Here is a 24,604-nt window from a genome sequence, read left to right on the forward strand (position 1 = left end):
TTTCATTGTAACATATTTTCATATTTTTTGAAAGTACTGACCTAAAAAATAATGAAATCCTTTGAAAAAGTGAATAAAAATAGAGTAAAAAAATAATCACTTAAGTGATTATTTTTTTAGTTTTTCAAGTGCTGGAACGATTGCAACTGTAAGGAGAGCGGATATAATCATTTCTGAGATTGAATTGGCTGATAAAACCAGTGCAAGCATGGCTCTGATGTCTCCATTGTAAACAGATGAAAATAGAATGAAAATTCCTCCGAGAACGAAAATGGTGTTAGTCATTGAGCCCACGGCACCAGCTAAAACTAAACCTGGCTTAGTTTTCATCCATTTGTAGACAAAATACGGAGTGATTCCGATTAGAATACGTGGAACCATAGCGATCATCAATGAATTGATACTACCGTTTTCTACAAAAGGACTGAAGAGGTAGCTAGTTGGCAGCAGGATAACGGTGTTGGTCACCACACTGATTACCCCCATCAGGGCTCCAAGAACAGCTCCAATTCGCGGTCCGTAGATAATACTAGCGATAATGACTGGAATATGAATAATGGTCGGTTTAATCGGAACCGGTAGTAGGTTGAAAATAACAGAGCTCAGCAGATGGAGTACTAACATAATAGCAAAAAAGATAGCAATTTGCGCGATACTAGATTGTTTTCTCATTTATAATTTCCTTTACTTTTTCTATAATAATATTGACATCAGCTAGAGCGCCAGTCCCATGATCTCCGCAAGCTAGAACAGCTTCACGCGGTTCGATAATCTCCCAGCCGAATTTTTTTAATCTTTCCAAATTATGCTGAGTCAGTGGATTTTCATACATCTTGGTATTCATAGCTGGCGCGATGGCTTTTTTGACATGAGATGGGAGAGCAAGGGCTGTAGCAGTTACCACATTGTCTGCCAGACCGTTAGCCAGTTTAGAGATAGTATTGGCTGTGGCAGGAGCGACTAAGAAGAGATTCGTTTCTTTGCCAATTTCAATATGGTTGACCTTGTCTGGCCTCGGCTCGTCCATAAGGTCAAGGGAAACAGGATTCTTTGATAAAACCTGTAAGGTCAGCGGGGTGATAAAATGACTGGCAGCTTCTGTCATGAGAACAGACACACTGTAGCCTAGCTTACCCAGCTGGCTCGTAATATCTGCTGCTTTATAGGCCGAAATACTGCCCGTGACAGCGAGAGTAATATGGGTCATGAACTGTCTCCTTTCTGGATATGGCTTAACAATTGTTCAGCAATTTCTTCCTTGGAGAAAGCTTCTGTGATAGTGTCTGCTCCTAGGAGATAGGCGTGGTGTTGCCCGCTAGAAATTTCAGTCAAATCGTTGGCTACAATTAATTCAGCTTGATTTTTTTCAAGGCTGGCTCTAGCAGTAGTTAGTAACTCTTCTTTAGAGACACCTACCAGGAGCTTAAAGCCAATCAATCGAATATTGGGATTCCATTCCTTGACCTTGCTGATGATTTTAGGATTTTTCTTGAGGAAAAGTACCTGATAGTCATCGGCAGATGAAATCTTACTTTCAGAATTACTTTTTTCCAGAAATTCAGCCAAATCTGAACTGGCAAGAACCTCCTCAAATCCTGCCATATACACTGGTTTATAGTCAGAAACAGCCATCGAATGAATGAGTACATCATGAGCTGGCACCAGCCCTTCCATAGCTGTCAAGAGCTGCTCCGTATCTTCAATGATCTTAATCGTTAGGTTGTCATGCGGGTCAGGTTTGACAGCTTTAGCCGTTGTCAGCAGAGTCACCGAAGCCCCCTCGGCCAAGCAATGCTCGGCTATCATTTTTCCAAGTTGACCCGTCGAATGATTAGTGATAGAGCGGACTTGGTCGATTTTTTCACTAGTTCCGCCAGAGGTAATCAATATATTCATAGCTTTATTCTACAAGAAAAAATGAATTTAGTAAAATAAAATTAACTTAATACTCAATTTAGCCAAACTTATTTTGTTACTAGAAAAGATGCATCATGCAAAAATATTTAAAGTAATTACCGAACATTATGTTGTTATTGGAGTTTAAATGTGCAGTTTTGTATCATATTTGTTATAATAGTTTTATCAAATTAGAGGAGTTCCTTAATGAAAACAGATATCGAAATTGCTCAGAGTGTTGAATTACAGCCTATTGTGGATGTGGTAAAAAAGATTGGCATTGATTATGACGACTTGGAGCTGTATGGAAAGTACAAGGCCAAGCTCAGTTTTGACAAAATTCGTGAGGTAGCGAAAAATCCTGTCGGCAAGCTGATTTTGGTAACAGCAATCAATCCAACGCCAGCAGGAGAAGGTAAGTCTACCATTACCATTGGATTAGCTGATGCGCTTAACAAAATTGGCAAGAAAACGATGATTGCTATTCGCGAACCATCTCTTGGGCCAGTGATGGGGATTAAAGGAGGAGCAGCTGGTGGCGGTCACGCGCAGGTTCTACCGATGGAAGACATTAACTTGCATTTTACTGGTGACATGCACGCCATCACGACTGCTAATAATGCTCTGTCTGCTCTTATCGACAATCATTTGCATCAGGGAAATGCTCTGGGAATTGATCAGCGCCGCATTATCTGGAAACGGGTGGTTGACCTGAATGACCGGGCCCTTCGCCATGTAACGATTGGATTGGGGAGTCCAGTCAATGGTATTCCGCGAGAAGATGGTTTTGATATCACGGTTGCTTCTGAAATCATGGCGATTCTTTGCTTGGCAACGGATATTGAAGATTTGAAAAATCGCTTGGCTAACATCGTTATTGGTTATCGCTATGACCGCACACCAGTCTATGTTCGTGACATTGAGGTAGAAGGGGCTCTTGCTTTGGTCTTAAAAGATGCGATTAAGCCAAATCTGGTACAGACTATTTACGGAACACCAGCCTTTGTCCACGGCGGACCATTTGCCAATATCGCCCACGGCTGTAACTCTGTTTTGGCGACTAGTACAGCGCTACGCTTGGCTGATTATACAGTGACTGAAGCTGGCTTCGGAGCGGACCTTGGTGCTGAGAAATTCCTTGATATTAAAACTCCAAACTTGCCAACTTCTCCAGACGCAGTCGTGATTGTGGCAACCTTGCGTGCGCTCAAGATGAATGGTGGTGTGGCTAAGGATGCACTTACTGAAGAAAATGTTGAGGCGGTACGTGCTGGCTTTGCGAATCTTAAACGTCACGTTGAAAATATCCGTAAGTTCGGTATTCCAGCGGTAGTAGCTATCAATGAATTTGTCTCTGATACGGAAGCTGAAATTGCTGCTCTTAAGGAACTCTGTGCAGAAATCGGGGTAGCGGTTGAGCTTGCTAGTGTCTGGGCTGATGGCGCTGATGGCGGTGTGGCTCTGGCTGAAACTGTTGTCAAAACCATTGACGCAAATCCAGCAAACTACACTCGTCTTTATGACAACGACTCAACAATTGAAGCGAAAATCGAGAAGATTGTCACAGAAATCTATCGTGGTTCAAAAGTGAACTTTGAGAAAAAAGCACAAACTCAGATTCGGGAAATCGTCAAGAACGGCTGGGACAAGCTGCCAGTCTGTATGGCTAAAACACAATATAGCTTCTCAGATAATCCTGCTGCTCTGGGCGCGCCAGAGAATTTCGAAATTACCATTCGTGAACTGGTTCCAAAGCTTGGGGCGGGCTTTATCGTGGCTTTGACAGGAGATGTCATGACCATGCCAGGTCTACCAAAACGTCCTGCAGCACTCAATATGGATGTGGCAGCAGACGGTACAGCCATTGGTTTGTTCTAATTGAATTTAAGATATAAGAAGAGGTTGGGCTAAACAGAGCCTGGCCTCTCTCTTTTAGACTTAAATTCCAGATATTTTGATATAATAAAGCCGTATTCCCATTACCTAGTTTTTGCTCATAGGAGGATGAACATTGAAAAAAAGAAGTCTCAAACAGGAATTAATTTATTTGGCCTCGGGGGAATCGATAAGTGTTGTATTATTTTGCATCGTGTATGCCCTGTATACGAAACCAGAGACCCGATTTGCCACATCCAGTGCCGTCCTTTATTTCCCATTGTTAATTCTTAATCTGATATTGGTTCAAGGTTCCATCTATTGGCTTAACTGTTTGAAACGAATCCAAAAGAAGAAGGCACTGAAAACTAAACTGCTTGCACCTCTTTATAAAGGGCTAAAAGCGCTGGATTTTATGATGCTGCTTGCATATATACCGATTTGGATCTGGTCTTTTAGAGTGAGTAGTAGCAGTAATATCATTATTGGAGTTTTACTTTGGTTGTTTGCCATCATTGAATTTGTAAATTATTTTTACTATCGCCTGTCTTACTATGCAATGGGAGGCCTAGGACTGCAAGTGATGAGGCCTCTCAAGTTAGTATTGACGGGAAAAGCAGCCAAATCACAAATTGCAAAAGAAATTTCCTTATACGAAAAAAATATGGAGCATAAATAATGAAAAAGAAATACCTATTAATAACTCTTCTAAGCATTGCCCTTTTAACCTTGACTGGCTGTCAGTCCGTTGAAAAGTGGTTCAAAAATGCCAAGGAAGAATGGCTGGGGCTGGAAATGACGGTTCGCACCTATGATGAGAATTCTCAACTCATCGACCAGATGTCGGGCAAGTCCCTGTCCATCTCGCGTAACGAGGAGTTTGACTCAGTCGATTCGGAAGGGAATTCCAAAGAAGACTCATCTGTGCTCAAAATCACCTTGGGTAAGTATGAGATTGACCATGTGGGCTCTTCCTTGATTGCAGAAGAAAAAGGCTTGAAAGATGTGTTTGCTCAATATCAAAAGACTGCAGATGTTGAGGAGAATAGCCATTCTGTCCCTGTTTTAAATCGCATGATTTCAGCCTTTAAAAACGACTTTACCGGAAAGAAAAAGGTTATTCTGATTCGCTCTCAAAACGGGACTCCTCTGGCAGCCTATGCTGGCGACCGAGTCTCTCTCGATAAATCTGATGCTCCCAAAACCTCTGAATTACTGATTGACGGTAAGCGTCTCGTGATTTATCGCTGTGACTACACTATTTATGACCGTGAATTGCTGGAGTAAGATATGAATGTAGAGGAATTGGTAAAAGAGTTAAAAGCTGTAGCTAACCCAGATGATGCGGTGGCTATGAAAGCCTATATGAAAAATAAATTTGAGTTTCTAGGAGTCAAGACTCCAGCCAGGCGGAAACTCGCAAAGGCTTTTTTCAAACAGCAGACTGACACCGTCATTGACTGGAATTTTATAAATGAAGCTTGGAAAAATCCTTATCGAGAATTACAGTATGCCGCGCTAGACTATCTGGAGATTCGCAAGAAGCTATTGACTCCATCTGACTTGCCGCGTTTGAAAAGGCTTGCCCAAACAAAATCTTGGTGGGATACCATTGACTTTCTGGACCGCTTGGTCGGATCCATCATTGCCCGATTTCCAGAAACCAAAGAGATTATTTTAGCTTGGAGTCGTGATGAGGATATCTGGCTGCGGCGCTTGGCTATTGACCATCAGTTGCTGCGAAAAGAAGATACTGACACAGAACTATTGGAGAAAATTTTAGTGAATAATTTAGGTCAAACGGAATTCTTCATTAACAAAGCCATCGGCTGGGCGCTGAGAGATTATTCCAAAACCAATCCAGACTGGGTCAAGGATTTCATAAAACGGCATCAGGCAGAAATGGCTGCGCTTAGTATCCGAGAGGGAAGTAAGTATCTGTGATGGTTGACCAATCTTTATGGCTTGACATTTTCTACGCTATAGCTTATGATAGATAGGTGCGATGAGTCGATATGCAGATTTTCTGCAAATTGAAGTATGGGAGGTCATAAACGCAGGAGCGGACCTTGATCAGTTGTGTGAACCTGCTGATCACACGAAAGTGCCCTTATCCCCAGTCTACGGATTGGGGATTTTTCTATGTCTCTTAGATTGGCGAGACCATTGGTCGAAGCTGATCTAAGAGACATTGATACTGAGACGGTTGGCGTCGTGAGTGCTATTACTCCTGATGAAACTACTCTTAGAAATGCAAGACAGTTATCCGCGGTTGAACTTAGAGACATTGATACTGAGACGGTCAGTATTGTGAGCGCTGAGCATTGCAACAAAATAAGTCCATAATTCTTTAGAAATATTTGCATTTTTCCTTAAAAATAGTATAATACTAGAATATACAAAATTTTTAGAAAATTCAGAGGTGGATTGTATGGGATATACAGTTGCTGTAGTTGGTGCCACTGGTGCTGTTGGCGCTCAAATGATTAAAATGCTGGAAGAATCAACACTTCCAATTTATAAGATCCGTTATTTGGCTTCTGCTCGTTCAGCTGGTAAGGTTCTTCAGTTCAAGGGACAAGATGTTACCATTGAAGAAACAACAGAAACTGCCTTTGAAGGCGTAGACATCGCTCTTTTCTCAGCTGGTGGCTCTACTTCAGCAAAATATGCTCCGTATGCAGTTAAAGCTGGTGCAGTCGTAGTGGACAACACCTCATATTTCCGCCAAAATCCTGATGTGCCTCTGGTTGTTCCAGAAGTAAACGCTCATGCACTAGATCAGCATAAAGGGATTATCGCTTGTCCCAATTGCTCAACTATTCAGATGATGGTGGCCTTGGAGCCAGTCCGTCAGCAATGGGGCTTGGACCGTATCATCGTTTCAACTTACCAAGCAGTCTCTGGTGCTGGTATGGGTGCGATTCTTGAAACACAACGTGAACTTCGTGAAGTGTTGAATGACGGTGTGAACCCACGTGATTTACATGCGGAAATCTTGCCTTCAGGCGGTGACAAGAAACACTATCCTATCGCCTTTAATGCTCTTCCGCAAATCGATGTCTTTACTGACAATGATTACACTTACGAAGAGATGAAGATGACTAAGGAAACCAAGAAAATTATGGAAGACGATAGCATCGCAGTTTCAGCAACGTGTGTACGTATTCCAGTCTTGTCAGCTCACTCTGAGTCTGTTTACATTGAAACGAAAGAAGTGGCTCCAATTGAAGAAGTCAAGGTAGCCATTGCAGCTTTCCCAGGTGCCATTCTTGAGGATGACGTAGCTCATCAAATCTATCCTCAAGCTATCAATGCTGTTGGCTCACGTGATACCTTTGTTGGTCGTATCCGTAAGGACTTGGATGCTGAAAAAGGAATTCACATGTGGATTGTTTCAGATAACCTTCTTAAAGGTGCTGCTTGGAACTCTGTCCAAATCGCTGAAACTCTGCATGAGCGTGGCTTGGTCCGTCCGACGGAAGAAGTTGTTTTTGAGTTAAAATAAACTGTCTGGAAATATGTGACAGGTCGAGGATTGAATATCTGTCATTCAATCCTCTTTTCATACAAAGAGAGGTAAGTCTATGGCATACGCAGATTTGAAGAATTGTAAAATCATCACAGCTTTCATTACGCCTTTTCATGAAGATGGCTCCATCAATTTTGAGGCCATTCCAGATTTGATTGAGCATTTGTTGGCTCACCATACGGATGGGATTTTGCTAGCTGGAACGACTGCAGAGAGTCCGACCCTGACTCACGATGAAGAGTTAGAATTGTTTGCGGCTGTACAGGAAGTTGTCAAGGGTCGTGTTCCTTTGATAGCTGGTGTCGGTACCAACGAAACGCGCGACTCCATCGAATTTGTCAAAGAAGTAGATGTGTTTGGTGGTTTTGCGGCAGGTTTGGCCATTGTTCCCTATTACAATAAACCGTCTCAAGAAGGCATGTATCAGCACTTTAAAGCCATTGCGGATGCTTCAAACCTGCCGATTATTATCTATAATATCCCAGGGCGGGTAGTAGTCGAGATGACACCTGAGACTATGTTGAGGCTGGCAGAGCACCCAAATATTATCGGCGTGAAGGAATGTACGAGTCTGGCTAATATGGCTTATTTGATTGAACATCGTCCAGAGGAGTTCTTGATTTATACGGGTGAGGATGGCGATGCCTTTCATGCTATGAATCTGGGGGCTGATGGAGTTATTTCCGTTGCTTCTCATACAAATGGTGATGAAATGTTTGAAATGCTGGATGCTATCGAGCACAATGACATTAAAAAAGCAGCAGCAATCCAACGGAAATTCATCCCTAAAGTCAATGCCCTGTTCTCTTATCCAAGCCCAGCCCCAGTCAAGGCCGTTCTCAATTACATGGGCTTTGCAGCAGGTCCAACCCGCTTACCGCTTGTGCCAGCTCCTGAAGAAGATGCTAAGCGTATTATCAAGGTTGTAGTTGATGGCGATTATGAGGCGACCAAAGAGACTGTTAAAGGGGTTCTAAGACCAGATTATTGATCGGCAATTTTGGTTTAGATTTTATATAGATAAGTAAGGTGTGATTAAATAGTATGACAGAAAAGCATAGTCAACGAATTGAAGAGTACAAGGCAAAGCGCAGTCTGGAAAAACTTGAGGGGAAGAGAGTTTACGATAAGCCAATTATTCGAACTGGTGATAAGGCAAGTTTTTATGGCGCAGGTCTAATTTTGTTAGGGTTCGGTTTGGGGGCTCTTTATCTACTTCTTAACCTTATAACAGATTGGGATTTAAAACTTTTCTCTCTCATCTGGGAAACACTTGCTGGATTAGGGATTGTTGTCAGTCTGTTCGGGGCTTTTAAAATCGGTCGGTTAGAGTTGCATACTGTGTCAATGATAGCCGACAAAGAGAAGAATTTTGACATTAAAAGGGCTTTCAATCTTTATAATGTCATCCACAAACCGACTAAGAAAGTTTTACTTCAATACGATAGTGAGGATGATAGTTTAATTTCTCTAAATGCTGGCGGATACTTATTAGTCGAGCTCCTAAAGAAAGTTGAGGAAGAGAAACTGCCTTTTAATAAGATTAACAAAACTCTGAAATTAGAAGAAGTATCTGAAAATCATTGGAAAATGCAATATCGTTACAAGAAACAAGATATTGTATCAGAGCAAAATGGTATATAGTATATGCCTGATTAGTTAGTCCTATCTTTTTGAAAAAACAAGAAAAAATTGTATAATGATAGGGTAAGTTCTCACTTGAGAGGTGAAGAAATGCGGGTTCGTAAGGCAAGCAAGGATGATTGGCAACAAATCCAAAAAATATGTAGAGAAACTTGGCTGGCTACCTATAAAGATATTTATTCCTCTTCCTACATAGAGCGAGTGTTTGACATTTTTTATAGCCAGGAACGTTTGTATAAGGACTTGACTGAACTTTCTACCGAATGGAACGGCTATTGGCTGGCAGAAATGAATGGGCAGGTGCTTGGTTGTATTGGTGGTGGAATGAGTGAGGACGGCAGAGCCAATGTTTATGTTCTCTACGTCTTGCCGCAGGCTCAACGTTTGGGAATCGGCCATGCATTACTGGAGATCTTGACAAGTTACCAAAAATCACAATATCAGGCTAGAGAGCAAGCCGTTACAGTAACTGAAGGAAATGTTATCGGTCTTCCATTTTATGAAAAAGAAGGTTTTGTCTTTGAGTTTTCCACTGAAAATTGGATTGATAGCAGTCAAGCCAGAGATTTACACTATATCAGAAATATATAAATAAAGGAGTATCTTATGAAAGTTATTAAACGCAGTGGGGAAGTCGTTGACTTTGACCCAGATAAAATCTATCAAGCGGTATTAAAAGCAGCTCAAACTGTTTATGTCTTGACAGACGACCTCCGTCAAAATCTAGCCTTGGTCACAAAAAAAGTCGTGTTAGATTTGGAAGAAGCCAAGGTTGAGCGTGCCACTATCAGTATGATTCAGTCTATGGTTGAAAACCGTCTCTTGGGAGCAGGCTATATCACTATTGCTGAGCATTATATTTCCTACCGCTTGCAGCGTGATTTGGAACGCAGTGGTTACGGTGACCATATCGCTGTCCATCTGCATTTTGAGCAAATCCGATAATAATGCTGAAAAGCCCAGATGGGCTTTTTCTTTTTCAATACTCAATATAAAAATTCAGTTCAAAGTAGATTTTTCTTTAAAATTTGTAATCGTATTCAAAGTTTTTCCTTGTTTTTATTAGAAAAAGGCCTTTCAAAGCCAGTTAAATCAATATGTATAATCTGGACTTATGCTCTTCTTAATCTTTCTTAAGTAGACACTAGGACATATTAGATATAAAATGAAAGCGTCAACAAATACTGAGCTATAAAAATGAAAGCGCTCTTATACAAATAAAAACTATACAAAAGGAGTCAATAAAATGGCAACTAAAGAAGAAATTTTACGTGAACTATACCCTGAGGATCTTTTCCACTATGCTGATGGCTTGACTTTGGGAGAAGCGGAAGTATTACAAGAAACTCGTCGTTTGATTGAAAAGCATCTTCGTCCAGTCATTAATGAATATTGGGAAGCACCTGATTTCCCATTTGAAGAATTCTATGCAGTTGCTAAAGGCGCTCAAATCATGAACAACCCTAAATTGTTCGAAGGACGCGAAGGCAACTACAAACCATCAGAACTTTACATCGCATTCTTGTATTTGGAATTAGGCCGTTTCGATGCGTCTATAGCGACTTTCTTCACAGTTCATGGTGGACTTTGCTACAACACAGTCTTGCTTGGTGGTGACGAGCGTCAACAAAAAGAGTTCCTTCCTAAGTTAGCTGCATTTGATTGGCAAGGATGTTTCGCTTTGACTGAGCCGTTGTCAGGTTCTGACATTGCTGGAGGGCTTGCAACAACAGCTGAGCGTGTTGGCGATAAATGGATCTTGAACGGAGAAAAACGTTGGATCGGTGGATCAGACACAGCTGATGTTGTTCCAGTATTCGCTCGTGACGTTGAAGATGGAAAAGTGAAATGTTTCATCGTTCGTAAAGGTGCTCCTGGCTATCATGCAGAACCAATCCCTCACAAAACTGCTCTTCGTTGCGTACGTAATGGTCACATTACTATGAAGAACGTGGAAGTTCCAGATTCAGACCGTTTGGTAAACATCAATGGATTTGGAGATGTAGCTCGTATCTTGACATTCACTCGTGCTGACGTTGCTCACATTGCAACTGCTATCACTTGTGGTTCATACGTAGCTGCTCTTAAATATGCTAAAGATCGTCAACAATTCAAACGTCCAATTGCTGCATTCCAAATCGTACAAGAAAAACTGGCTAGAATGCAAGCTAACGCAGTGGCAGTACTTTCATACTCAGCTCGTATTGCTGAAATGCAAGAAGCAGGTAACGAATTGATGCTGAACTCTGCACTTGCTAAGATGCACAACTCATTGGTAATGCGTGAAACAGTTGCACTTGCACGTGAAACGTGTGGTGGTAACGGAATCACTCTTGAAACTGATGTAGCTCGCTTCTTTGCAGATGCTGAAGCAATCTACACCTATGAAGGTTCTCATGAAGTGAATGCTTTGATCGTAGGCCGTGAAATTACTGGTATTGGAGCATTTGTATAATAATGAATTTGGAACGATTGCTCAGCATTTGCTAGTAATCGTTCCGATTCTTTCTTTTTGAAGTTTATATTTTGATAGTAAATAGGAGAAAAAAATGAGTATTTCAAAAGTTATGATTATCGGATCAGGTCAAATGGGAAGCGGTATTGCACAAGTCTTTGCTCAATCAGGTTTCACAGTTTATCTCAATGACATCAAGGAAGAGTTTGTTCAAAGAGGGCTAGATGGTATTACTAAGCAATTATCTCGTTCTGTTGAAAAAGGTCGTTTGTCAGAAGAAGATAAAAACAGCATTTTGGCAAATCTGATTCCTTCTACATCTTATGAAGATGCTAAACATGTTCAATTGGTTATTGAAGCGGCTACTGAAAATCGCGACATCAAATTGAGCATTTTTAAACAGTTGGATGAGTTGACTGACCCTCAAACTATTTTGGCTTCAAACACTTCATCTCTATCTATTACTGATATTGCAGCTGCGACAGTTCATCAAGAACGTGTTATTGGTATGCACTTCTTCAACCCAGCACCAGTTATGAAATTGGTTGAAGTTATCCGTGCGCTTCAAACGTCAGATGAAGTTGTCAAAGCTGTTCGTGAATTGACTGAAAAAATCGGTAAAACAGCTGTAGACGTGAAAGATTCTTATGGTTTTGTTGTTAACCGCGTCTTGATTCCAATGATCAATGAGGCTATTTTCATCTTAGGAGAAGGAATTGCTTCAGCAGAAGAAATTGACGAAGCAATGAAACTAGGTGCTAATCACCCAATTGGCCCATTGGCATTGGCTGACTTGATCGGTCTTGATGTCTGCTTGGCTATCATGGGAGTATTGAATAATGGATTTGGAGATCCTAAGTATCGTCCTGCTCCACTTCTGAAGAAGATGGTTGAAGCTGGTAAGCTTGGTCGCAAGACTAAAGAAGGATTCTTTAAATATTAAGATATAAGGAGCAAGAAATGAAAGAAGCAGTTATTGTAGCAGCAGTCCGCACACCTTTAGGTTCTTTTGGTGGAACTTTAAAAAATGTTTCGGCTGTTGATCTAGGTAGTTTAGTTATTAAAAGTGCTATTGAACGAGCAAATTTGAAACCAGAACAAGTTGATGAAGTTATCATGGGGAATGTTCTGGGTGCAGGTCTTGGTCAAAACGTAGCTCGTCAAATGAGTGTTAATGCAGGTGTCCCAGTAGCTTCTCCAGCTTTCACTATTAACAAAGTTTGTGGCTCTGGTTTGAAAGCAGTTCAATTGGCGGCTCAAGCTGTATTGTGTGGAGATGCTGATATCGTTGTAGCTGGAGGGGCTGAAAACATGAGCCAAGCTCCTTATGTCCTTCAAAACCAACGATGGGGCGCTCGTATGGGAGACTCTCAAGTAGTAGACACTATGCTTCGCGATGGCTTGACAGATGCCTTTGAATCCTTCCATATGGGAATTACAGCTGAAAACGTTGCTGAACAATATGGCATTACACGTGAAGACCAAGATAACTTTGCTGTGCAATCTCAAAAACGTGCAGTTGCAGCGATCGAAGCTGGTCGTTTCAAAGAAGAAATTGTTCCTGTTGAAATTCCGCAACGTAAGGGTGATCCTATCGTATTTGATACAGATGAATTCCCAAGAAAAGATGCTTCTCTAGAAGGATTGGGGAAATTGCGCCCAGTGTTCAAGAAAGATGGTACTGTAACTGCTGGTAATGCCTCAGGTATTAACGATGGTGCAGCAGCAGTGGTTGTTATGAGTGCTGATAAGGCTAAAGAATTGGGCGTTCCAGTTTTGGCAACGATCAAATCTTACGCAAGCGCTGGACTAGATCCAAAAGTTATGGGGTGTGGTCCGATTTATGCATCTCGCAAAGCCCTTGAAAAAGGCGGATTTACAGTGGAAGATTTAGATTTGGTTGAATCCAATGAAGCATTTGCAGCGCAAGCATGTGCCGTTGGTAAAGAATTGAATCTTGATCCTGAAAAAGTCAATGTAAATGGTGGTGCGATTGCTCTTGGTCACCCAATCGGTGCTTCAGGTTGCCGTATTTTGGTAACACTTTTGCACGAAATGAAAAAACGTGACGTTAAACGTGGCCTTGCTACCCTTTGTATCGGTGGCGGTATGGGTACAGCGGTCATCGTAGAACGCTAGAATCTAGTTCATTTTTGAAGTTTTCCATTTGCTTCTACTATATAAACAAGTCCTATCGATGAGCTGTTTTTTGCAAACAAGCCTTGATAGGGCTTGTTTTATTTCTCGAAAAATTAATTTGAATATCAAAATTATAAGCTTAGCTTATCGATGTATAAATGATGATTAAGTAGACGAAGTGTGAGAAATGGTATATCATAATAATGTAAGCTCTTACATTTGTAGTTTAAGTATTTGTTGACACCATACTTAGTCATTCAATTTTATAAGTAGGAGCATAAAAATGAGTAAAACTGTTTTATTAGAAGTTAAAAATGGGATTGGATATATCACTATCAACCGTCCTGAAGCTTTGAACGCCTTGAGTTCTCAAGTTTTGGCTGATTTGAATGAAGTTCTTGATCAAGTTGAGAAAAGCGAAGAAATTCGCGTTGTCATCGTAACTGGAGCAGGAGAAAAAGCATTCGTCGCCGGAGCAGACATCAAGGAAATGGATTTGATGTCACCTATTCAAGCCTTTGAATACATGACATTTGCAAATGATACATTTACTCGCCTTTCAGATTTACGCCAACCAACGATTGCAGTCATCAATGGTTATGCACTCGGTGGTGGTATGGAGCTAGCACTTTCAACAGATATCCGTATTGGATTTGAAAAAACAGTGGTTGGCTTCCCAGAAGTTGGCTTGGGTATTATTCCGGGATTTGCTGGTACTCAACGGATGTCTCGCTTGATTGGAACTAGCCGTGCCAAAGAACTTATCTTCACTGCTCGTACAGTGAAAGGTCAAGAAGCCTATGACTTAGGTATTCTTAACAAACTGGTTCCTGCTGAAGAATTGTTGTCTTCAGCTGAAGAATTAGCCGCAGCCATCATGAAGAATGCACCGTTAGCTGTTGAAAAAGCAAAACATGTCATTCAAGTTGGTGCGGAACTTCCTCTTAAAAATGCAATCCGTCTGGAAACAGAAGCAGAAGCCTTGCTTTTCTCTACAGAAGACAAACTAGAAGGAATGCGTGCTTTTGTTGAAAAACGCAAAGCTGTTTTCAATCGTAAGTAAAAGAGGAGGTATCAGCATGAAATCAGTTGTATCATTATCAGAAGCTATTTCTAAAGTCAAATCTGGTGATATTGTTGGAATTTCTGGATTCCTCGGAGTCGGTGAACCTTTTGAATTGATTGAAGAATTAGTAAAACAAAACCAGCAAGACTTGACTTTGGTATCGGTGGTAACATCTCATCCTGGTAAAGAAGTTGGGGTTGGACGACTTTGTGAAAATCACCAAGTGAAAAAATATATTGCAGCCCACGTAGGAACATCTGCAGCAGCTCAACGTGAGTATTTTGAAAAGAAGATGGAAGTCGAATTTACACCGATGGGAACTGTTGTCGAGCGTCTCCATGCAGCTGGAGCTGGCTTAGGAGCTGTCTTGACCCCGACAGGAGTCGGAACAATCTTAGAAAAAGATTATGAAAAAGTAGAGCGTAATGGCCGTGAATACTTGGTCTATGATCCACTTAAAATTGATGTTGCCTTAATCAAAGCGACTAAAGCTGACAAATACGGCAACTTGTATATCGATGGCACTACGAAAAACATTTCCTTGCAATTAGCTCTCGCAGCAGATACTGTTATCGTTGAAGCGAATGAAATTGTTGAAGCTGGCGAAATTCATCCGAATGATATTTATATTCCGGGCATCCTTGTTGACTATGTCGTCCAAAGCTTGACTCCAGAAGAACACCATAAAATGATGGGTGATCTTTGGACAGAGACTAAAAAATTGGCGGGGGTGAACTAATATGAAAGCAAAAGAAATTATTGCAAGACGTGTTGCACAAGAATTTAAAGATGGAGATGTTGTCAATCTAGGATTTGGTATTCCAAACGCATCTGCTGACTATATTCCTGAGGGAGTAAACGTTATTCTTCAGGCCGAAAATGGAGCGCTTCGCTTTGGTGAAACACCAACGAAAGATACTTACAATCCAAACCTAGCAAACTCCGGTGGAGCGCCAATCACTCTCTTGCCTGGAGCAGCATTATTTGACTTACAGACTTCCTTCGCGATCATCCGTGGTGGACATGTTGATGCGACTGTTCTAGGAGCTTTGGAAGTCAGTCAAGATGGTAGTATTGCTAACTGGATTATTCCAGGTAAGTTTGCCCCAGGAATGGGTGGAGCGATGGACTTGTTGGTTGGAGCGAAGCGTGTTATCGGTGCAATCCAGCATACTACTGCTGATGGCCAATCTAAACTTCTGCCAGAGTGTACTTTGCCACTTTCTGCCAAAGGAGTTCTTGATTTAGTCATTACAGAGTTGGCTGTCTTTGGTTTCCAAGATGGTAAGTTCCTCTTGAAAGAGCTTGCTCCCGGTGTTACCCTAGAGGAAGTTCTTGAAAAGACAGCAGGAGAAGTAATTGTTTCAGAAGACTTGAAAACGATGTCAATCTAATAAGGTTAGTAAGCAATTAATCTCCTCTTTCTCTGAAAGTGTGTTACTATGTGTTTATAACAACTTGAGCGATGATTAGTTTTTAATCAGAATACTAGCAACTGGTCATCATGGTTTCGAGGACCAGTTGCTGTTTTATTTATGGCAAATTACCTCGTGAAATTTGAAAGATGGGAGACGAAAAGTGGATATAATTCAAATGACTTACTTTATCAATATCGTCGAATGTGGATGCAATCTTTCTATCGCAGCTAAGAAAATTCATATCAGCCAGTCAGCCTTGAGTCAGTTTGTCACAAATTTTGAATCAACGGAAGGAGTCCAGCTCTTCAATCGTAGAAATGGAAGATTAGAGAGTCTGACGGAAGCTGGTGGTAAGATTTACCGCTTTGCCACAGAGATTGTCAACCGGCATGAAGAGATGCAATCAATGATTCATATGGAAGCTCTTAAACAAAAAGGTACCTTTAACTTGGGCATTCCGTCATTGATTTTACGTGTATATTTTTCTAGTATTTTACCAAAGTTTTTACAAGACAATCCGCAAGTCAACATTCAGGTTACTGAGGATGGAAGTAATGAATTACGTCAAAAGCTGGTTGCAGGGGATCTGAATTTTGCAGTATTAATCGAACCTACCAATCTGGATCCTAAAAAATATGAACAGTATATCATTCAAGTTGATGAATACGTGGCCTATATGGACAAGAATCATCCCTTGGCAAACAAAGAATTGTTGAAATGGAAAGATATCGCTCAGTACGGTTTAGCAACCTTTAATAAATCATTTACAACCTACGATTTAATCACTGAAAAATTAAAGAGTAAAAAGATAAAAGCAAATTTTGCCTATTTATCATCGACATGGGATTTCTTGATAGAGTCAACTTATCAAAACGATATGATTGCACTGTTACCTCGTCCTTTAGAGTATTTTGTCGATAAGAATAAATTCAAGGTTGTGCGCTTTAAGGATCCGGTGCCTTTCAATATTTGGTTCTGCTGGCCTTATAAAGCAAGCTACAATGAGGTAGAAGCATACGTATATGAAGAGCTTTTAAAAGGTTATTATCAGCCTCTTTCTGAGCCACATCCATAGGGGGGAGAATTGATGATGAAGTCCAGTACCAAAACAGCAGCATTGAGTTCATATGTAAATACAGCCATCAGAGACTACATGAAAAATCATGATGAGTCAGTCGACTTTCCTCAGGAGATTTGGGAAGTAATGACGACGGATTTGGATATTTTTTCACCGATTTTGTCAGAAGGCGATCAGGCTTTGGCTTCTGATTTTATCAGCTCTATTCGAATGATTTCGAATGAATTTCCAGCTCTTTCAACTATATTGCTGACCCAAGGTTGTTATGGTGTTTATCCTATTTTGAAATTTGGTACGGGGCAACAGAAAGAGCGTTATCTGGATAAGTTGGTAAAGGGAACTTGTAAAGCAGGTCTTGGATTTTCTGAGTCTAAGCATCTAAATAGTTTGGCAGATTTGGAGACCTATGCGATCAAGACAGAGACAGGTTGGCAACTTTCGGGAGAAAAAGCCAAAGTGTCAAATAGCAGCATTGCGGATATTCTCTTGGTATTAGCTAAAGTAAGGGAAACTGGAAAGCCTGATTCCTACGGCTTCTTCATTGTGGAGACGAATGCCTCGGGTGTGCTCATTGGTGAGCAGATAGAAAAGCAAGGTTTACTAGGACTTCCACTAAGTTCTGTTACCTTAGATAATGTACACCTGCCGGAAACTGCCTTATTAGGCGGAGTCTTGGCTGGAAATGAGCAATTTAATGATATCATAAAGAATATGCAACTTGGCTTGAGTGCGGTTGCTTTAGGAGTTGCCGAAGGTGCTTTTCATAAGGGTCTTGAGTTTGCACGTGTAAAAAGAGGATTCGGCAAGCGATTGATGGATGTTGAGTTGCATCAGTACAAGTTCGCAGATCTGTACAATAAAATTTGTGCTGCAGATGCCTATTTCTCATCCTATCCTAATCAAATAGAAGAAGATTCCAAGTTTGTTGCACGGATAAAGCTATATATGACTAAGGTAGCGCTAGAGGTTACAGATGAAATTCTCCGTCTTATCGGGCCTTTACAAAAATTTGATCATGTGAATATCAAACGCTATTTTAAAGATGCTGAAATTATTGAGAATTATGGACGGTCAGGAAATTCGATCAGAAAAGAAATCGCAGAGAGATGGTTAAAGGAGTAAAAGATGACAGAACTCAAATTACAAGAGTATCAGTTTGGGGAAATGAAGCTGACTTGGTTGCGTGGAGCGGATAAGCTCACAGATGCAGGCACCTTGTTTGGCCCGGTACCAAAGGTTGTTTGGTCACGTTATTATCCAACAACAGAAGAAAATATGATGGCTGAACTGACAGATCCGATTTTGATTCAATACAAGGGGCAGAATTATCTAATTGATGCGAGTTTTGATACGGCTAAGCTTTCTGATAAACAACGCCGTAATCTCGGTATTCTTTCTGAGAGCCGCGTTGAAGAAAGCTTGGCACTCTTAGGATTACAACCAGAAGATATTTCCCATATTTTAATGACGCACATGCACCATGATCACTCTGGCGGTTTGACTAGACTAGATGCAAACAATCAGCTTGTTTCAAAATTCCCAAATGCAAAGATTTTTGTAAATGAGATAGAATGGTACGAAATGCGAAATCCCAATAGTCGGACAAGGGGAACTTATCTAAAGGAAAATTGGGAGCCAATCCAGGGTCAGGTTGAAACTTTTACTGAATATCTGAACGTCATTCCAGAAATTCAAATGGTTCATACAGGCGGTCACAGTAACGGTCACAGCATCATCTTACTGAAACAGGGCGAGGAAACCATGATTCATATGGCTGATTTGGTGCTGACTCATGCTCATCGGAAACCTCTGTGGGTTGCTGCAGTGGATGATTATCCGATGCGTTCAATCGTAGCCAAGGACAAATGGCTCAATGAAGCTTTTGAAAACCACTATAAGTTTTTCTTTTACCACGATCAATTTTTCGCAGTTGCTGAGTTTGATCAGACTGGCGAGGAATTTGTTGATTATGTGACTAGGATTCGTGAACCACGAGTTCCATTCACGGATAAACAGGATCGCAAACCGTCATTTTTATAAGAATAGAGAATCGCTTCTGACAGTTTGAGGGAGCGATTTTACTATTTTATTCTCTATTTTTTTGGTATAATGAGATACTAGAATAGTGTAAGAAAGAGGTTTTTAATGGCAACGATTCAATGGTTTCCGGGGCACATGTCCAAGGCTCGGAGACAGGTTCAAGAAAGTATTAAATTTGTAGACTTTGTGACGATTTTGGTGGATGCGAGATTGCCCTTGTCCAGTCAAAATCCCATGCTGACCAAAATTGTTGGAGATAAGCCTAAGTTGTTGATTTTAAATAAGGCCGACTTAGCGGATCCAAACTTAACCAAGGAATGGCAGGCCTATTTTGAAAGTCAGGGAATCAAAACGTTGGCTATTAACTCTAAGGAGCAATCTGCAGTCAAAAAAGTAACCGAAGCAGCTAAGAAATTAATGGCTGATAAACTAGCTCGCCAGCGGGAAAGAGGAATTCAAATCGAGACTCTGCGGACCATAATTATCGGGATTCCCAATGCTGGAAAGTCAACGCTGATGAACCGACTGGCTGGTAAGAAAATCGCGATAGTCGGCAATAAACCAGGGGTCACCAAAGGTCAGCAGTGGCTCAAGTCCAATAAGGATTTGGAAATTCTAGATACACCGGGGATTCTTTGGCCAAAATTTGAAGATGAAATGGTGGCTTTGAAACTCGCTTTGACGGGAGCTATCAAGGACAATTTGCTGCCCATGGATGAGGTCACGATTTTCGGACTCAATTATTTCAAAGAGCATTATCCCAAGGCATTGCAGGAGCGCTTTAAGCAGCTGGATTTAGAGCTGGAAGCGCCAGATATGATTATGGATATGACCAAAAAACTGGGCTTCAGAGAGGACTACGATCGTTTTTACAGTCTCTTTGTCAAGGAAGTGCGTGATGGGCGCTTAGGTCGCTATACACTGGATACGTTGGAGGAATTGGATGGCCACGATTAAGGAAATCCAAGAGCAACTGGCTCAAGTTTCTGACTTGCAGGATCCGCTTTTTCAGGCTTTAAAGCAGGATGAGCGATGCGGTGTTCAAAAGCTCTTACTCAAGCGCCAAAAAGAAATCCAAGCAGAGCTAGATGAAGACTTACGTCTAGAGTACATGCTACGCTATGAAAAAGAACTATACAGTCAGGGCTTCCAAGTCCTTGCTGGCATTGATGAAGTCGGACGAGGCCCCTTAGCTGGTCCAGTAGTCGCAGCAGCAGTCATTCTGCCCCCTAACTGCAAAATAAAAGGTCTGAATGACAGTAAAAAGATTCCCAAGAAAAAGCATGAGGAAATTTATCAAGCGGTGCTAGATCGGGCTTTAGCTGTTGGCTTAGGCATTATGGATAATCAAACGATTGACCGAGTCAATATCTATGAAGCGACCAAGCTAGCTATGATAGAAGCTATAGCCCAGCTAAAAATTAAGCCAAATTACCTCTTGATTGATGCGATGAAGTTAGACTTGCCCTTGCCTCAGCAGTCCATTATTAAGGGCGATGCTAATTCTCTGTCCATCGCTGCGGCTTCTATCGTAGCCAAGGTGACGAGGGACAAGATGATGGCAGATTTTGATCAGATTTATCCAGGCTATGACTTTGCCCAGAATGCTGGTTATGGTACCAAATTGCACCTGGAAGGACTGGACAAATACGGTATCACACCGATTCACCGCCGAAGCTTCGAACCGGTGAAATCCATGATAAATTTATAAGAAATCCTAATCGTTATGGGGAGACAAGTATGACTAGCGAATACCAAAAAATGAGTGCAGGAGAGAACTACAGCCCTCAAGATCCTGAATTGAGAGCATTGGCTGCTCGCTCGAGAGAGTTTCAGTATCGTTTTAACCAAGAACGAGATGTTGAAAAACGCAGCTCTATCGTCAAGGAGTGGTTCGGTAGTACAGGGGAGAATCTGTGGTTGCATCCAGATTTGGTCTGTGATTATGGAGTTAACATTCACTTGGGGGAGAATTTTTATTCCAACTGGAATTTGACCATGCTGGATGTCTGTCCTATTACTATTGGAAAGAATGCCATGCTGGGGCCAAATTGCCAGTTTCTGACACCGCTGCATCCGCTTGACCCTATGGAAAGAAATTCCGGTATTGAATACGGGGCGCCGATTAAGATTGGTGACAATTTCTGGGCTGGTGGTGGTGTAACCATTCTGCCAGGCGTGACGCTAGGAGATAATGTGGTAGTCGGAGCAGGTGCAGTTGTGACTAAATCATTCGGCGATAATGTAGTCCTAGCCGGCAATCCTGCTAAGATTATTAAGGAAATTCCTGTTCATGAAGAATAGAAGAACTCAACCATTTTCTCAATAATTAATCAAATAAGGAACAAGGAACTGTATTGCAGTTCTTTTTTTGAACTTTTTTACGAATAAGAAAGTGAGGTGATAAAAATGAATAATTTTGAAATTTATAAAATGAAAAAATCTGGCTTAACCAATCAACAGGTCTTAAATATCTTGAGATATGCAGAAAATAAAGAGGGAGAGCTATCTTTGCGAGGTAAGGCCGTCGTTTCTGAGTGCCGCAATCCCGCACTCTTTATGGAAAAGTACAAGCGACTTGATTTACCAGCTTTGAAAGAAGAGTTTGAACGTTTTCCGTCCTTTTCAATCTTGGATGATGTGTATCCTTGGGATCTATGCGAGATTTACGATGCACCGACTTTGCTATTTTATCAAGGAAATTTAAATTTGCTAGAAATGCCTAAGATAGCGGTTGTTGGCAGTCGAGACAGCAGTAAGCAGGGCAATGCTGCTGTGCAGAAAATCATCAAGGAATTGAATAATGAACTGGTTATCGTTAGCGGGCTGGCTCGTGGGATTGATACTGTGGCTCATATGGCTGCCCTGCAAAATGGTGCCCAAACTATTGCTGTCATCGGAACGGGACTAGATGTCTTCTATCCCAAGGCCAATCAAAAACTGCAGGCTTATATTGGCAAAAATCATCTATTGCTGACGGAGTATGGGCCGGGTGAGCAACCCTTGAAATTCCATTTTCCAGAGCGAAATCGTATCATCGCTGGTCTCTGTCGAGGAGTCATTGTGGCGGAAGCCAAGATGCGCTCGGGCAGTCTGATTACTTGTGAGCGGGCAATGGAAGAGGGGCGGGATGTCTTTGCCATTCCAGGGTCCATTTTGGATGGGAAATCGGACGGTTGTCATCATTTGATTCAAGAGGGTGCAAAGTGCATCACATCAGGTTCTGACGTCCTTTCTGAGTTTAAATTTTAAAATAAGTTTTCCTATAGAAATAGTTACGAGTTGACATCTCTCAAAAAATAGTTTAAACTCTATGAGATTTATTTCTTATAGAAGGTGTCTAATTTGGTAACAAAAACAAAGAAAAAGTCTGCGGTCAAGAAGAATCTTGTCATCGTAGAATCGCCTGCCAAGGCAAAAACAATAGAAAAATATCTGGGGCGAAACTATAAGGTTCTGGCCAGTGTTGGGCATATTCGCGACCTGAAAAAGTCTACCATGTCCATCGATTTTGAGAACAACTATGAGCCACAATACATCAATATTCGTGGTAAGGGTCCTTTGATTAACGATTTGAAAAAAGAAGCCAAGAAAGCCAAGCAAGTCTTTCTAGCAAGCGACCCGGACCGCGAAGGAGAAGCTATTTCTTGGCATCTGGCTCATATTCTCGATCTAGATGAAAAAGAGAAAAACCGTGTCGTTTTCAACGAAATTACCAAAGATGCGGTCAAGAATGCTTTTAAAGAGCCACGTCAGATTGATATGGATTTGGTCAATGCCCAGCAGGCTCGTCGGGTTTTGGACCGTTTGGTTGGTTACTCCATTTCTCCTATTCTTTGGAAGAAAGTTAAAAAAGGCCTGTCAGCTGGTCGGGTGCAGTCTGTCGCCCTCAAGCTGATTATCGATCGGGAAAATGAAATCAATGCCTTCAAACCTGAAGAATACTGGACGATTGACGGAACCTTCAAGAAAGGAACTCGTCAGTTTCAGGCTAGCTTCTACGGCATGAATGGCAAGAAGATGAAGCTGACCAACAACGATGAGGTCAAAGAAGTTCTGTCTCACCTCAAGGGTGATGACTTTACTGTCGACAGTGTTGAAAAGAAGGAACGCCGACGCAATGCTCCGCTGCCCTACACGACCTCCTCTATGCAGCAGGATGCCGCTAATAAGATTAATTTCCGAACTCGTAAGACCATGATGGTGGCTCAACAGCTCTATGAAGGGATTAATATCGGTTCTGGCGTACAAGGTCTCATTACCTATATGCGTACCGACTCGACTCGTATCAGCCCTGTGGCGCAAAATGAAGCAGCAAACTTTATTACGGATAAATTTGGTGCTAAATATTCCAAACATGGCAGTAAGGCTAAGAATGCCTCTGGCGCTCAAGATGCCCACGAGGCCATTCGTCCTTCCAGCGTCTTCAATACACCAGAAAGTATCGCAAAGTATCTGGATAAGGATCAGCTTAAGCTCTATACGCTGATTTGGAACCGTTTTGTAGCCAGTCAAATGACAGCAGCAGTCTTTGATACTATGAATGTGAAACTAGAGCAAAACGGTGTCCAATTTGCAGCCAACGGCAGTCAGGTTAAGTTCGATGGTTATTTGGCTATCTACAACGACTCTGACAAGAATAAAATGCTGCCGGATATGGAAAAGGGTGATACCGTCAAACGTGTCAATACCAATCCAGAACAGCACTTTACTCAGCCGCCTGCTCGCTATTCTGAAGCGACTCTTATCAAGACTTTAGAAGAAAATGGTGTTGGTCGGCCGTCTACCTATGCACCGACCATTGAGACTATTCAGAAACGTTATTATGTCAAATTGGTTTCCAAGCGCTTTGAGCCGACAGAATTGGGTGAAATAGTCAACGCGCTGATTGTCGAATTCTTCCCAGGCATCGTAAATGTGAAATTTACAGCCGAAATGGAAGCAAAACTGGATGATGTAGAAGTCGGAAAAGAGCAGTGGCAGAAAGTTATTGACGAGTTTTATCGACCTTTTGAAAAGGAAGTTGCTAAAGCCGAGACTGAAATGGAAAAAATCCAAATCAAGGATGAACCAGCTGGTTTTGACTGTGAGGTCTGTGGCAGTCCAATGGTCATCAAGTTGGGTAGATTTGGCAAGTTCTACGCCTGCAGTAACTTTCCAGACTGTCGTCACACCCAGGCTATTGTCAAGGAGATCGGCGTGACCTGTTCACAGTGCCAGAAAGGTCAAGTTATCGAGCGTAAGACTAAGCGAAATCGCATTTTCTATGGCTGTGATCGTTATCCAGACTGTGATTTCACATCTTGGGACAAGCCGGTTGGACGTAACTGTCCAAAATGTGACCATTATCTGATTGAAAAGAAAGTTCGTGGTGGCGGCAAACAAGTGGTCTGCAGCAATGGCGATTACGAAGAAGAAAAAGTGAAATAGTTATTATTACATAATTTATATTACGTAAAAT

26 protein-coding genes are annotated in these 24,604 nt (G+C 41.5%); 23 read left to right on the top strand and 3 right to left on the bottom strand.

Features of this window, described 5'->3' with window-relative positions:
* Positions 1 to 108: 108 nt before the first annotated feature.
* The 3 genes from D8790_RS05155 to D8790_RS05165 are packed head-to-tail and all read right to left on the bottom strand — an operon-like array spanning position 109 to position 1,896.
* Positions 109 to 672, bottom strand: coding sequence for an ECF transporter S component (locus D8790_RS05155; protein ID WP_125387814.1), 564 nt, complete (start codon positions 670 to 672; stop codon positions 109 to 111).
* Positions 656 to 1,207 carry a phosphopantothenoylcysteine decarboxylase gene (gene coaC, locus D8790_RS05160; protein WP_125387815.1) on the bottom strand — a complete coding sequence of 184 codons (552 nt, stop codon included), beginning with the start codon at positions 1,205 to 1,207 and terminating at the stop codon, positions 656 to 658. The genes D8790_RS05155 and coaC overlap by 17 nt, the downstream gene beginning before the upstream one ends.
* The gene (locus tag D8790_RS05165) at positions 1,204 to 1,896 is read right to left on the bottom strand and encodes a phosphopantothenate--cysteine ligase (protein ID WP_125387816.1); all 693 of its coding nucleotides are present in this window, start codon (positions 1,894 to 1,896) and stop codon (positions 1,204 to 1,206) included. Before D8790_RS05165 ends, coaC begins: the two co-directional genes overlap by 4 nt.
* Positions 1,897 to 2,103: 207 nt before the next feature.
* Between D8790_RS05165 and D8790_RS05170 the strand changes: the two genes are divergently transcribed.
* From D8790_RS05170 to topA, 23 genes are all read left to right on the top strand, one after another.
* Complete coding sequence (locus D8790_RS05170) at positions 2,104 to 3,774, top strand: formate--tetrahydrofolate ligase (RefSeq protein WP_125387817.1); 1,671 nt, start codon at positions 2,104 to 2,106, stop codon at positions 3,772 to 3,774.
* A gap of 133 nt (positions 3,775 to 3,907) precedes the next feature.
* Positions 3,908 to 4,450 carry a hypothetical protein gene (locus D8790_RS05175; protein WP_125387818.1) on the top strand — a complete coding sequence of 181 codons (543 nt, stop codon included), beginning with the start codon at positions 3,908 to 3,910 and terminating at the stop codon, positions 4,448 to 4,450.
* A complete protein-coding gene (locus tag D8790_RS05180; protein WP_125387819.1) occupies positions 4,447 to 5,058 on the top strand; it encodes a DUF5052 family protein in 612 nt (203 codons plus the stop codon). The genes D8790_RS05175 and D8790_RS05180 overlap by 4 nt, the downstream gene beginning before the upstream one ends.
* Before the next feature lie 3 nt (positions 5,059 to 5,061).
* Positions 5,062 to 5,715 (top strand): DNA alkylation repair protein, encoded by a 654-nt coding sequence (locus D8790_RS05185; RefSeq protein WP_125387820.1) that lies wholly within the window; start codon positions 5,062 to 5,064, stop codon positions 5,713 to 5,715.
* Between the two features lie 487 nt (positions 5,716 to 6,202).
* A complete protein-coding gene (locus D8790_RS05200) occupies positions 6,203 to 7,279 on the top strand; it encodes an aspartate-semialdehyde dehydrogenase (RefSeq protein WP_125387823.1) in 1,077 nt (358 codons plus the stop codon).
* 79 nt (positions 7,280 to 7,358) lie between these two features.
* The gene (dapA, locus tag D8790_RS05205; RefSeq protein ID WP_125387824.1) at positions 7,359 to 8,294 is read left to right on the top strand and encodes a 4-hydroxy-tetrahydrodipicolinate synthase; all 936 of its coding nucleotides are present in this window, start codon (positions 7,359 to 7,361) and stop codon (positions 8,292 to 8,294) included.
* Between the two features lie 53 nt (positions 8,295 to 8,347).
* On the top strand, positions 8,348 to 8,947 hold the full coding sequence (locus D8790_RS05210) for a hypothetical protein (protein WP_125387825.1): 600 nt from the start codon (positions 8,348 to 8,350) through the stop codon (positions 8,945 to 8,947).
* Between the two features lie 90 nt (positions 8,948 to 9,037).
* Entirely contained in the window at positions 9,038 to 9,538 is a 501-nt protein-coding gene (locus D8790_RS05215; RefSeq protein ID WP_125387826.1) for a GNAT family N-acetyltransferase, read from the top strand.
* A 15-nt stretch (positions 9,539 to 9,553) separates the two neighbouring features.
* Positions 9,554 to 9,892, top strand: a complete 339-nt coding sequence (locus tag D8790_RS05220; RefSeq protein ID WP_015604984.1) for an ATP cone domain-containing protein — start codon at positions 9,554 to 9,556, stop codon at positions 9,890 to 9,892.
* A gap of 301 nt (positions 9,893 to 10,193) precedes the next feature.
* Positions 10,194 to 11,402 carry an acyl-CoA dehydrogenase FadE gene (gene fadE, locus D8790_RS05225; RefSeq protein WP_005590354.1) on the top strand — a complete coding sequence of 403 codons (1,209 nt, stop codon included), beginning with the start codon at positions 10,194 to 10,196 and terminating at the stop codon, positions 11,400 to 11,402.
* 94 nt (positions 11,403 to 11,496) lie between these two features.
* Positions 11,497 to 12,345 carry a 3-hydroxybutyryl-CoA dehydrogenase gene (locus D8790_RS05230; RefSeq protein ID WP_061908982.1) on the top strand — a complete coding sequence of 283 codons (849 nt, stop codon included), beginning with the start codon at positions 11,497 to 11,499 and terminating at the stop codon, positions 12,343 to 12,345.
* A 17-nt stretch (positions 12,346 to 12,362) separates the two neighbouring features.
* The gene (locus D8790_RS05235; RefSeq protein WP_125387827.1) at positions 12,363 to 13,541 is read left to right on the top strand and encodes an acetyl-CoA C-acetyltransferase; all 1,179 of its coding nucleotides are present in this window, start codon (positions 12,363 to 12,365) and stop codon (positions 13,539 to 13,541) included.
* A 283-nt stretch (positions 13,542 to 13,824) separates the two neighbouring features.
* Positions 13,825 to 14,604, top strand: coding sequence for an enoyl-CoA hydratase/isomerase family protein (locus tag D8790_RS05240; protein ID WP_005590351.1), 780 nt, complete (start codon positions 13,825 to 13,827; stop codon positions 14,602 to 14,604).
* A 16-nt stretch (positions 14,605 to 14,620) separates the two neighbouring features.
* The gene (locus tag D8790_RS05245) at positions 14,621 to 15,346 is read left to right on the top strand and encodes a CoA transferase subunit A (protein ID WP_125387828.1); all 726 of its coding nucleotides are present in this window, start codon (positions 14,621 to 14,623) and stop codon (positions 15,344 to 15,346) included.
* Between the two features lies 1 nt (position 15,347).
* Complete coding sequence (locus D8790_RS05250) at positions 15,348 to 16,001, top strand: 3-oxoacid CoA-transferase subunit B (RefSeq protein ID WP_005590348.1); 654 nt, start codon at positions 15,348 to 15,350, stop codon at positions 15,999 to 16,001.
* Positions 16,002 to 16,185: 184 nt separating this feature from the next.
* Positions 16,186 to 17,100, top strand: coding sequence for a LysR family transcriptional regulator (locus D8790_RS05255; protein WP_185761911.1), 915 nt, complete (start codon positions 16,186 to 16,188; stop codon positions 17,098 to 17,100).
* Between the two features lie 12 nt (positions 17,101 to 17,112).
* Positions 17,113 to 18,225 carry an acyl-CoA dehydrogenase family protein gene (locus D8790_RS05260; protein WP_125387830.1) on the top strand — a complete coding sequence of 371 codons (1,113 nt, stop codon included), beginning with the start codon at positions 17,113 to 17,115 and terminating at the stop codon, positions 18,223 to 18,225.
* A gap of 3 nt (positions 18,226 to 18,228) precedes the next feature.
* Positions 18,229 to 19,143, top strand: coding sequence for an MBL fold metallo-hydrolase (locus D8790_RS05265; protein WP_125387831.1), 915 nt, complete (start codon positions 18,229 to 18,231; stop codon positions 19,141 to 19,143).
* A 105-nt stretch (positions 19,144 to 19,248) separates the two neighbouring features.
* Positions 19,249 to 20,100: a ribosome biogenesis GTPase YlqF gene (gene ylqF / locus D8790_RS05270; protein ID WP_125387832.1), complete on the top strand. Its 852-nt coding sequence runs from the start codon at positions 19,249 to 19,251 to the stop codon at positions 20,098 to 20,100.
* Positions 20,087 to 20,854 (top strand): ribonuclease HII, encoded by a 768-nt coding sequence (gene rnhB, locus D8790_RS05275; RefSeq protein ID WP_125387833.1) that lies wholly within the window; start codon positions 20,087 to 20,089, stop codon positions 20,852 to 20,854. The genes ylqF and rnhB overlap by 14 nt, the downstream gene beginning before the upstream one ends.
* A 29-nt stretch (positions 20,855 to 20,883) precedes the next feature.
* Positions 20,884 to 21,447: a sugar O-acetyltransferase gene (locus D8790_RS05280; RefSeq protein WP_125387834.1), complete on the top strand. Its 564-nt coding sequence runs from the start codon at positions 20,884 to 20,886 to the stop codon at positions 21,445 to 21,447.
* Positions 21,448 to 21,552: 105 nt separating this feature from the next.
* Positions 21,553 to 22,395: a DNA-processing protein DprA gene (gene dprA, locus D8790_RS05285; RefSeq protein ID WP_125387835.1), complete on the top strand. Its 843-nt coding sequence runs from the start codon at positions 21,553 to 21,555 to the stop codon at positions 22,393 to 22,395.
* A gap of 84 nt (positions 22,396 to 22,479) precedes the next feature.
* Entirely contained in the window at positions 22,480 to 24,573 is a 2,094-nt protein-coding gene (topA, locus tag D8790_RS05290; RefSeq protein ID WP_125387836.1) for a type I DNA topoisomerase, read from the top strand.
* Positions 24,574 to 24,604: the final 31 nt, after the last annotated feature.

The sequence above is a fragment of the Streptococcus cristatus genome (assembly GCF_003943535.1).
GTDB lineage: Bacteria > Bacillota > Bacilli > Lactobacillales > Streptococcaceae > Streptococcus > Streptococcus cristatus_L.

Coding starts and splice junctions, on each gene's coding strand:
- dapA (WP_125387824.1), top strand. CDS start 7,359: ATGGCATACGCAGATTTGAAGAATTGTAAAATCATCACAGCTTTCATT.
- rnhB (WP_125387833.1), top strand. CDS start 20,087: ATGGCCACGATTAAGGAAATCCAAGAGCAACTGGCTCAAGTTTCTGAC.
- D8790_RS05260 (WP_125387830.1), top strand. CDS start 17,113: ATGATGAAGTCCAGTACCAAAACAGCAGCATTGAGTTCATATGTAAAT.
- D8790_RS05170 (WP_125387817.1), top strand. CDS start 2,104: ATGAAAACAGATATCGAAATTGCTCAGAGTGTTGAATTACAGCCTATT.
- D8790_RS05220 (WP_015604984.1), top strand. CDS start 9,554: ATGAAAGTTATTAAACGCAGTGGGGAAGTCGTTGACTTTGACCCAGAT.
- D8790_RS05230 (WP_061908982.1), top strand. CDS start 11,497: ATGAGTATTTCAAAAGTTATGATTATCGGATCAGGTCAAATGGGAAGC.
- D8790_RS05265 (WP_125387831.1), top strand. CDS start 18,229: ATGACAGAACTCAAATTACAAGAGTATCAGTTTGGGGAAATGAAGCTG.
- D8790_RS05165 (WP_125387816.1), bottom strand. CDS start 1,896: ATGAATATATTGATTACCTCTGGCGGAACTAGTGAAAAAATCGACCAA.
- D8790_RS05240 (WP_005590351.1), top strand. CDS start 13,825: ATGAGTAAAACTGTTTTATTAGAAGTTAAAAATGGGATTGGATATATC.
- ylqF (WP_125387832.1), top strand. CDS start 19,249: ATGGCAACGATTCAATGGTTTCCGGGGCACATGTCCAAGGCTCGGAGA.
- D8790_RS05185 (WP_125387820.1), top strand. CDS start 5,062: ATGAATGTAGAGGAATTGGTAAAAGAGTTAAAAGCTGTAGCTAACCCA.
- D8790_RS05215 (WP_125387826.1), top strand. CDS start 9,038: ATGCGGGTTCGTAAGGCAAGCAAGGATGATTGGCAACAAATCCAAAAA.
- D8790_RS05245 (WP_125387828.1), top strand. CDS start 14,621: ATGAAATCAGTTGTATCATTATCAGAAGCTATTTCTAAAGTCAAATCT.
- D8790_RS05250 (WP_005590348.1), top strand. CDS start 15,348: ATGAAAGCAAAAGAAATTATTGCAAGACGTGTTGCACAAGAATTTAAA.
- D8790_RS05280 (WP_125387834.1), top strand. CDS start 20,884: ATGACTAGCGAATACCAAAAAATGAGTGCAGGAGAGAACTACAGCCCT.
- D8790_RS05235 (WP_125387827.1), top strand. CDS start 12,363: ATGAAAGAAGCAGTTATTGTAGCAGCAGTCCGCACACCTTTAGGTTCT.
- fadE (WP_005590354.1), top strand. CDS start 10,194: ATGGCAACTAAAGAAGAAATTTTACGTGAACTATACCCTGAGGATCTT.
- coaC (WP_125387815.1), bottom strand. CDS start 1,207: ATGACCCATATTACTCTCGCTGTCACGGGCAGTATTTCGGCCTATAAA.
- D8790_RS05210 (WP_125387825.1), top strand. CDS start 8,348: ATGACAGAAAAGCATAGTCAACGAATTGAAGAGTACAAGGCAAAGCGC.
- dprA (WP_125387835.1), top strand. CDS start 21,553: ATGAATAATTTTGAAATTTATAAAATGAAAAAATCTGGCTTAACCAAT.
- D8790_RS05155 (WP_125387814.1), bottom strand. CDS start 672: ATGAGAAAACAATCTAGTATCGCGCAAATTGCTATCTTTTTTGCTATT.
- D8790_RS05200 (WP_125387823.1), top strand. CDS start 6,203: ATGGGATATACAGTTGCTGTAGTTGGTGCCACTGGTGCTGTTGGCGCT.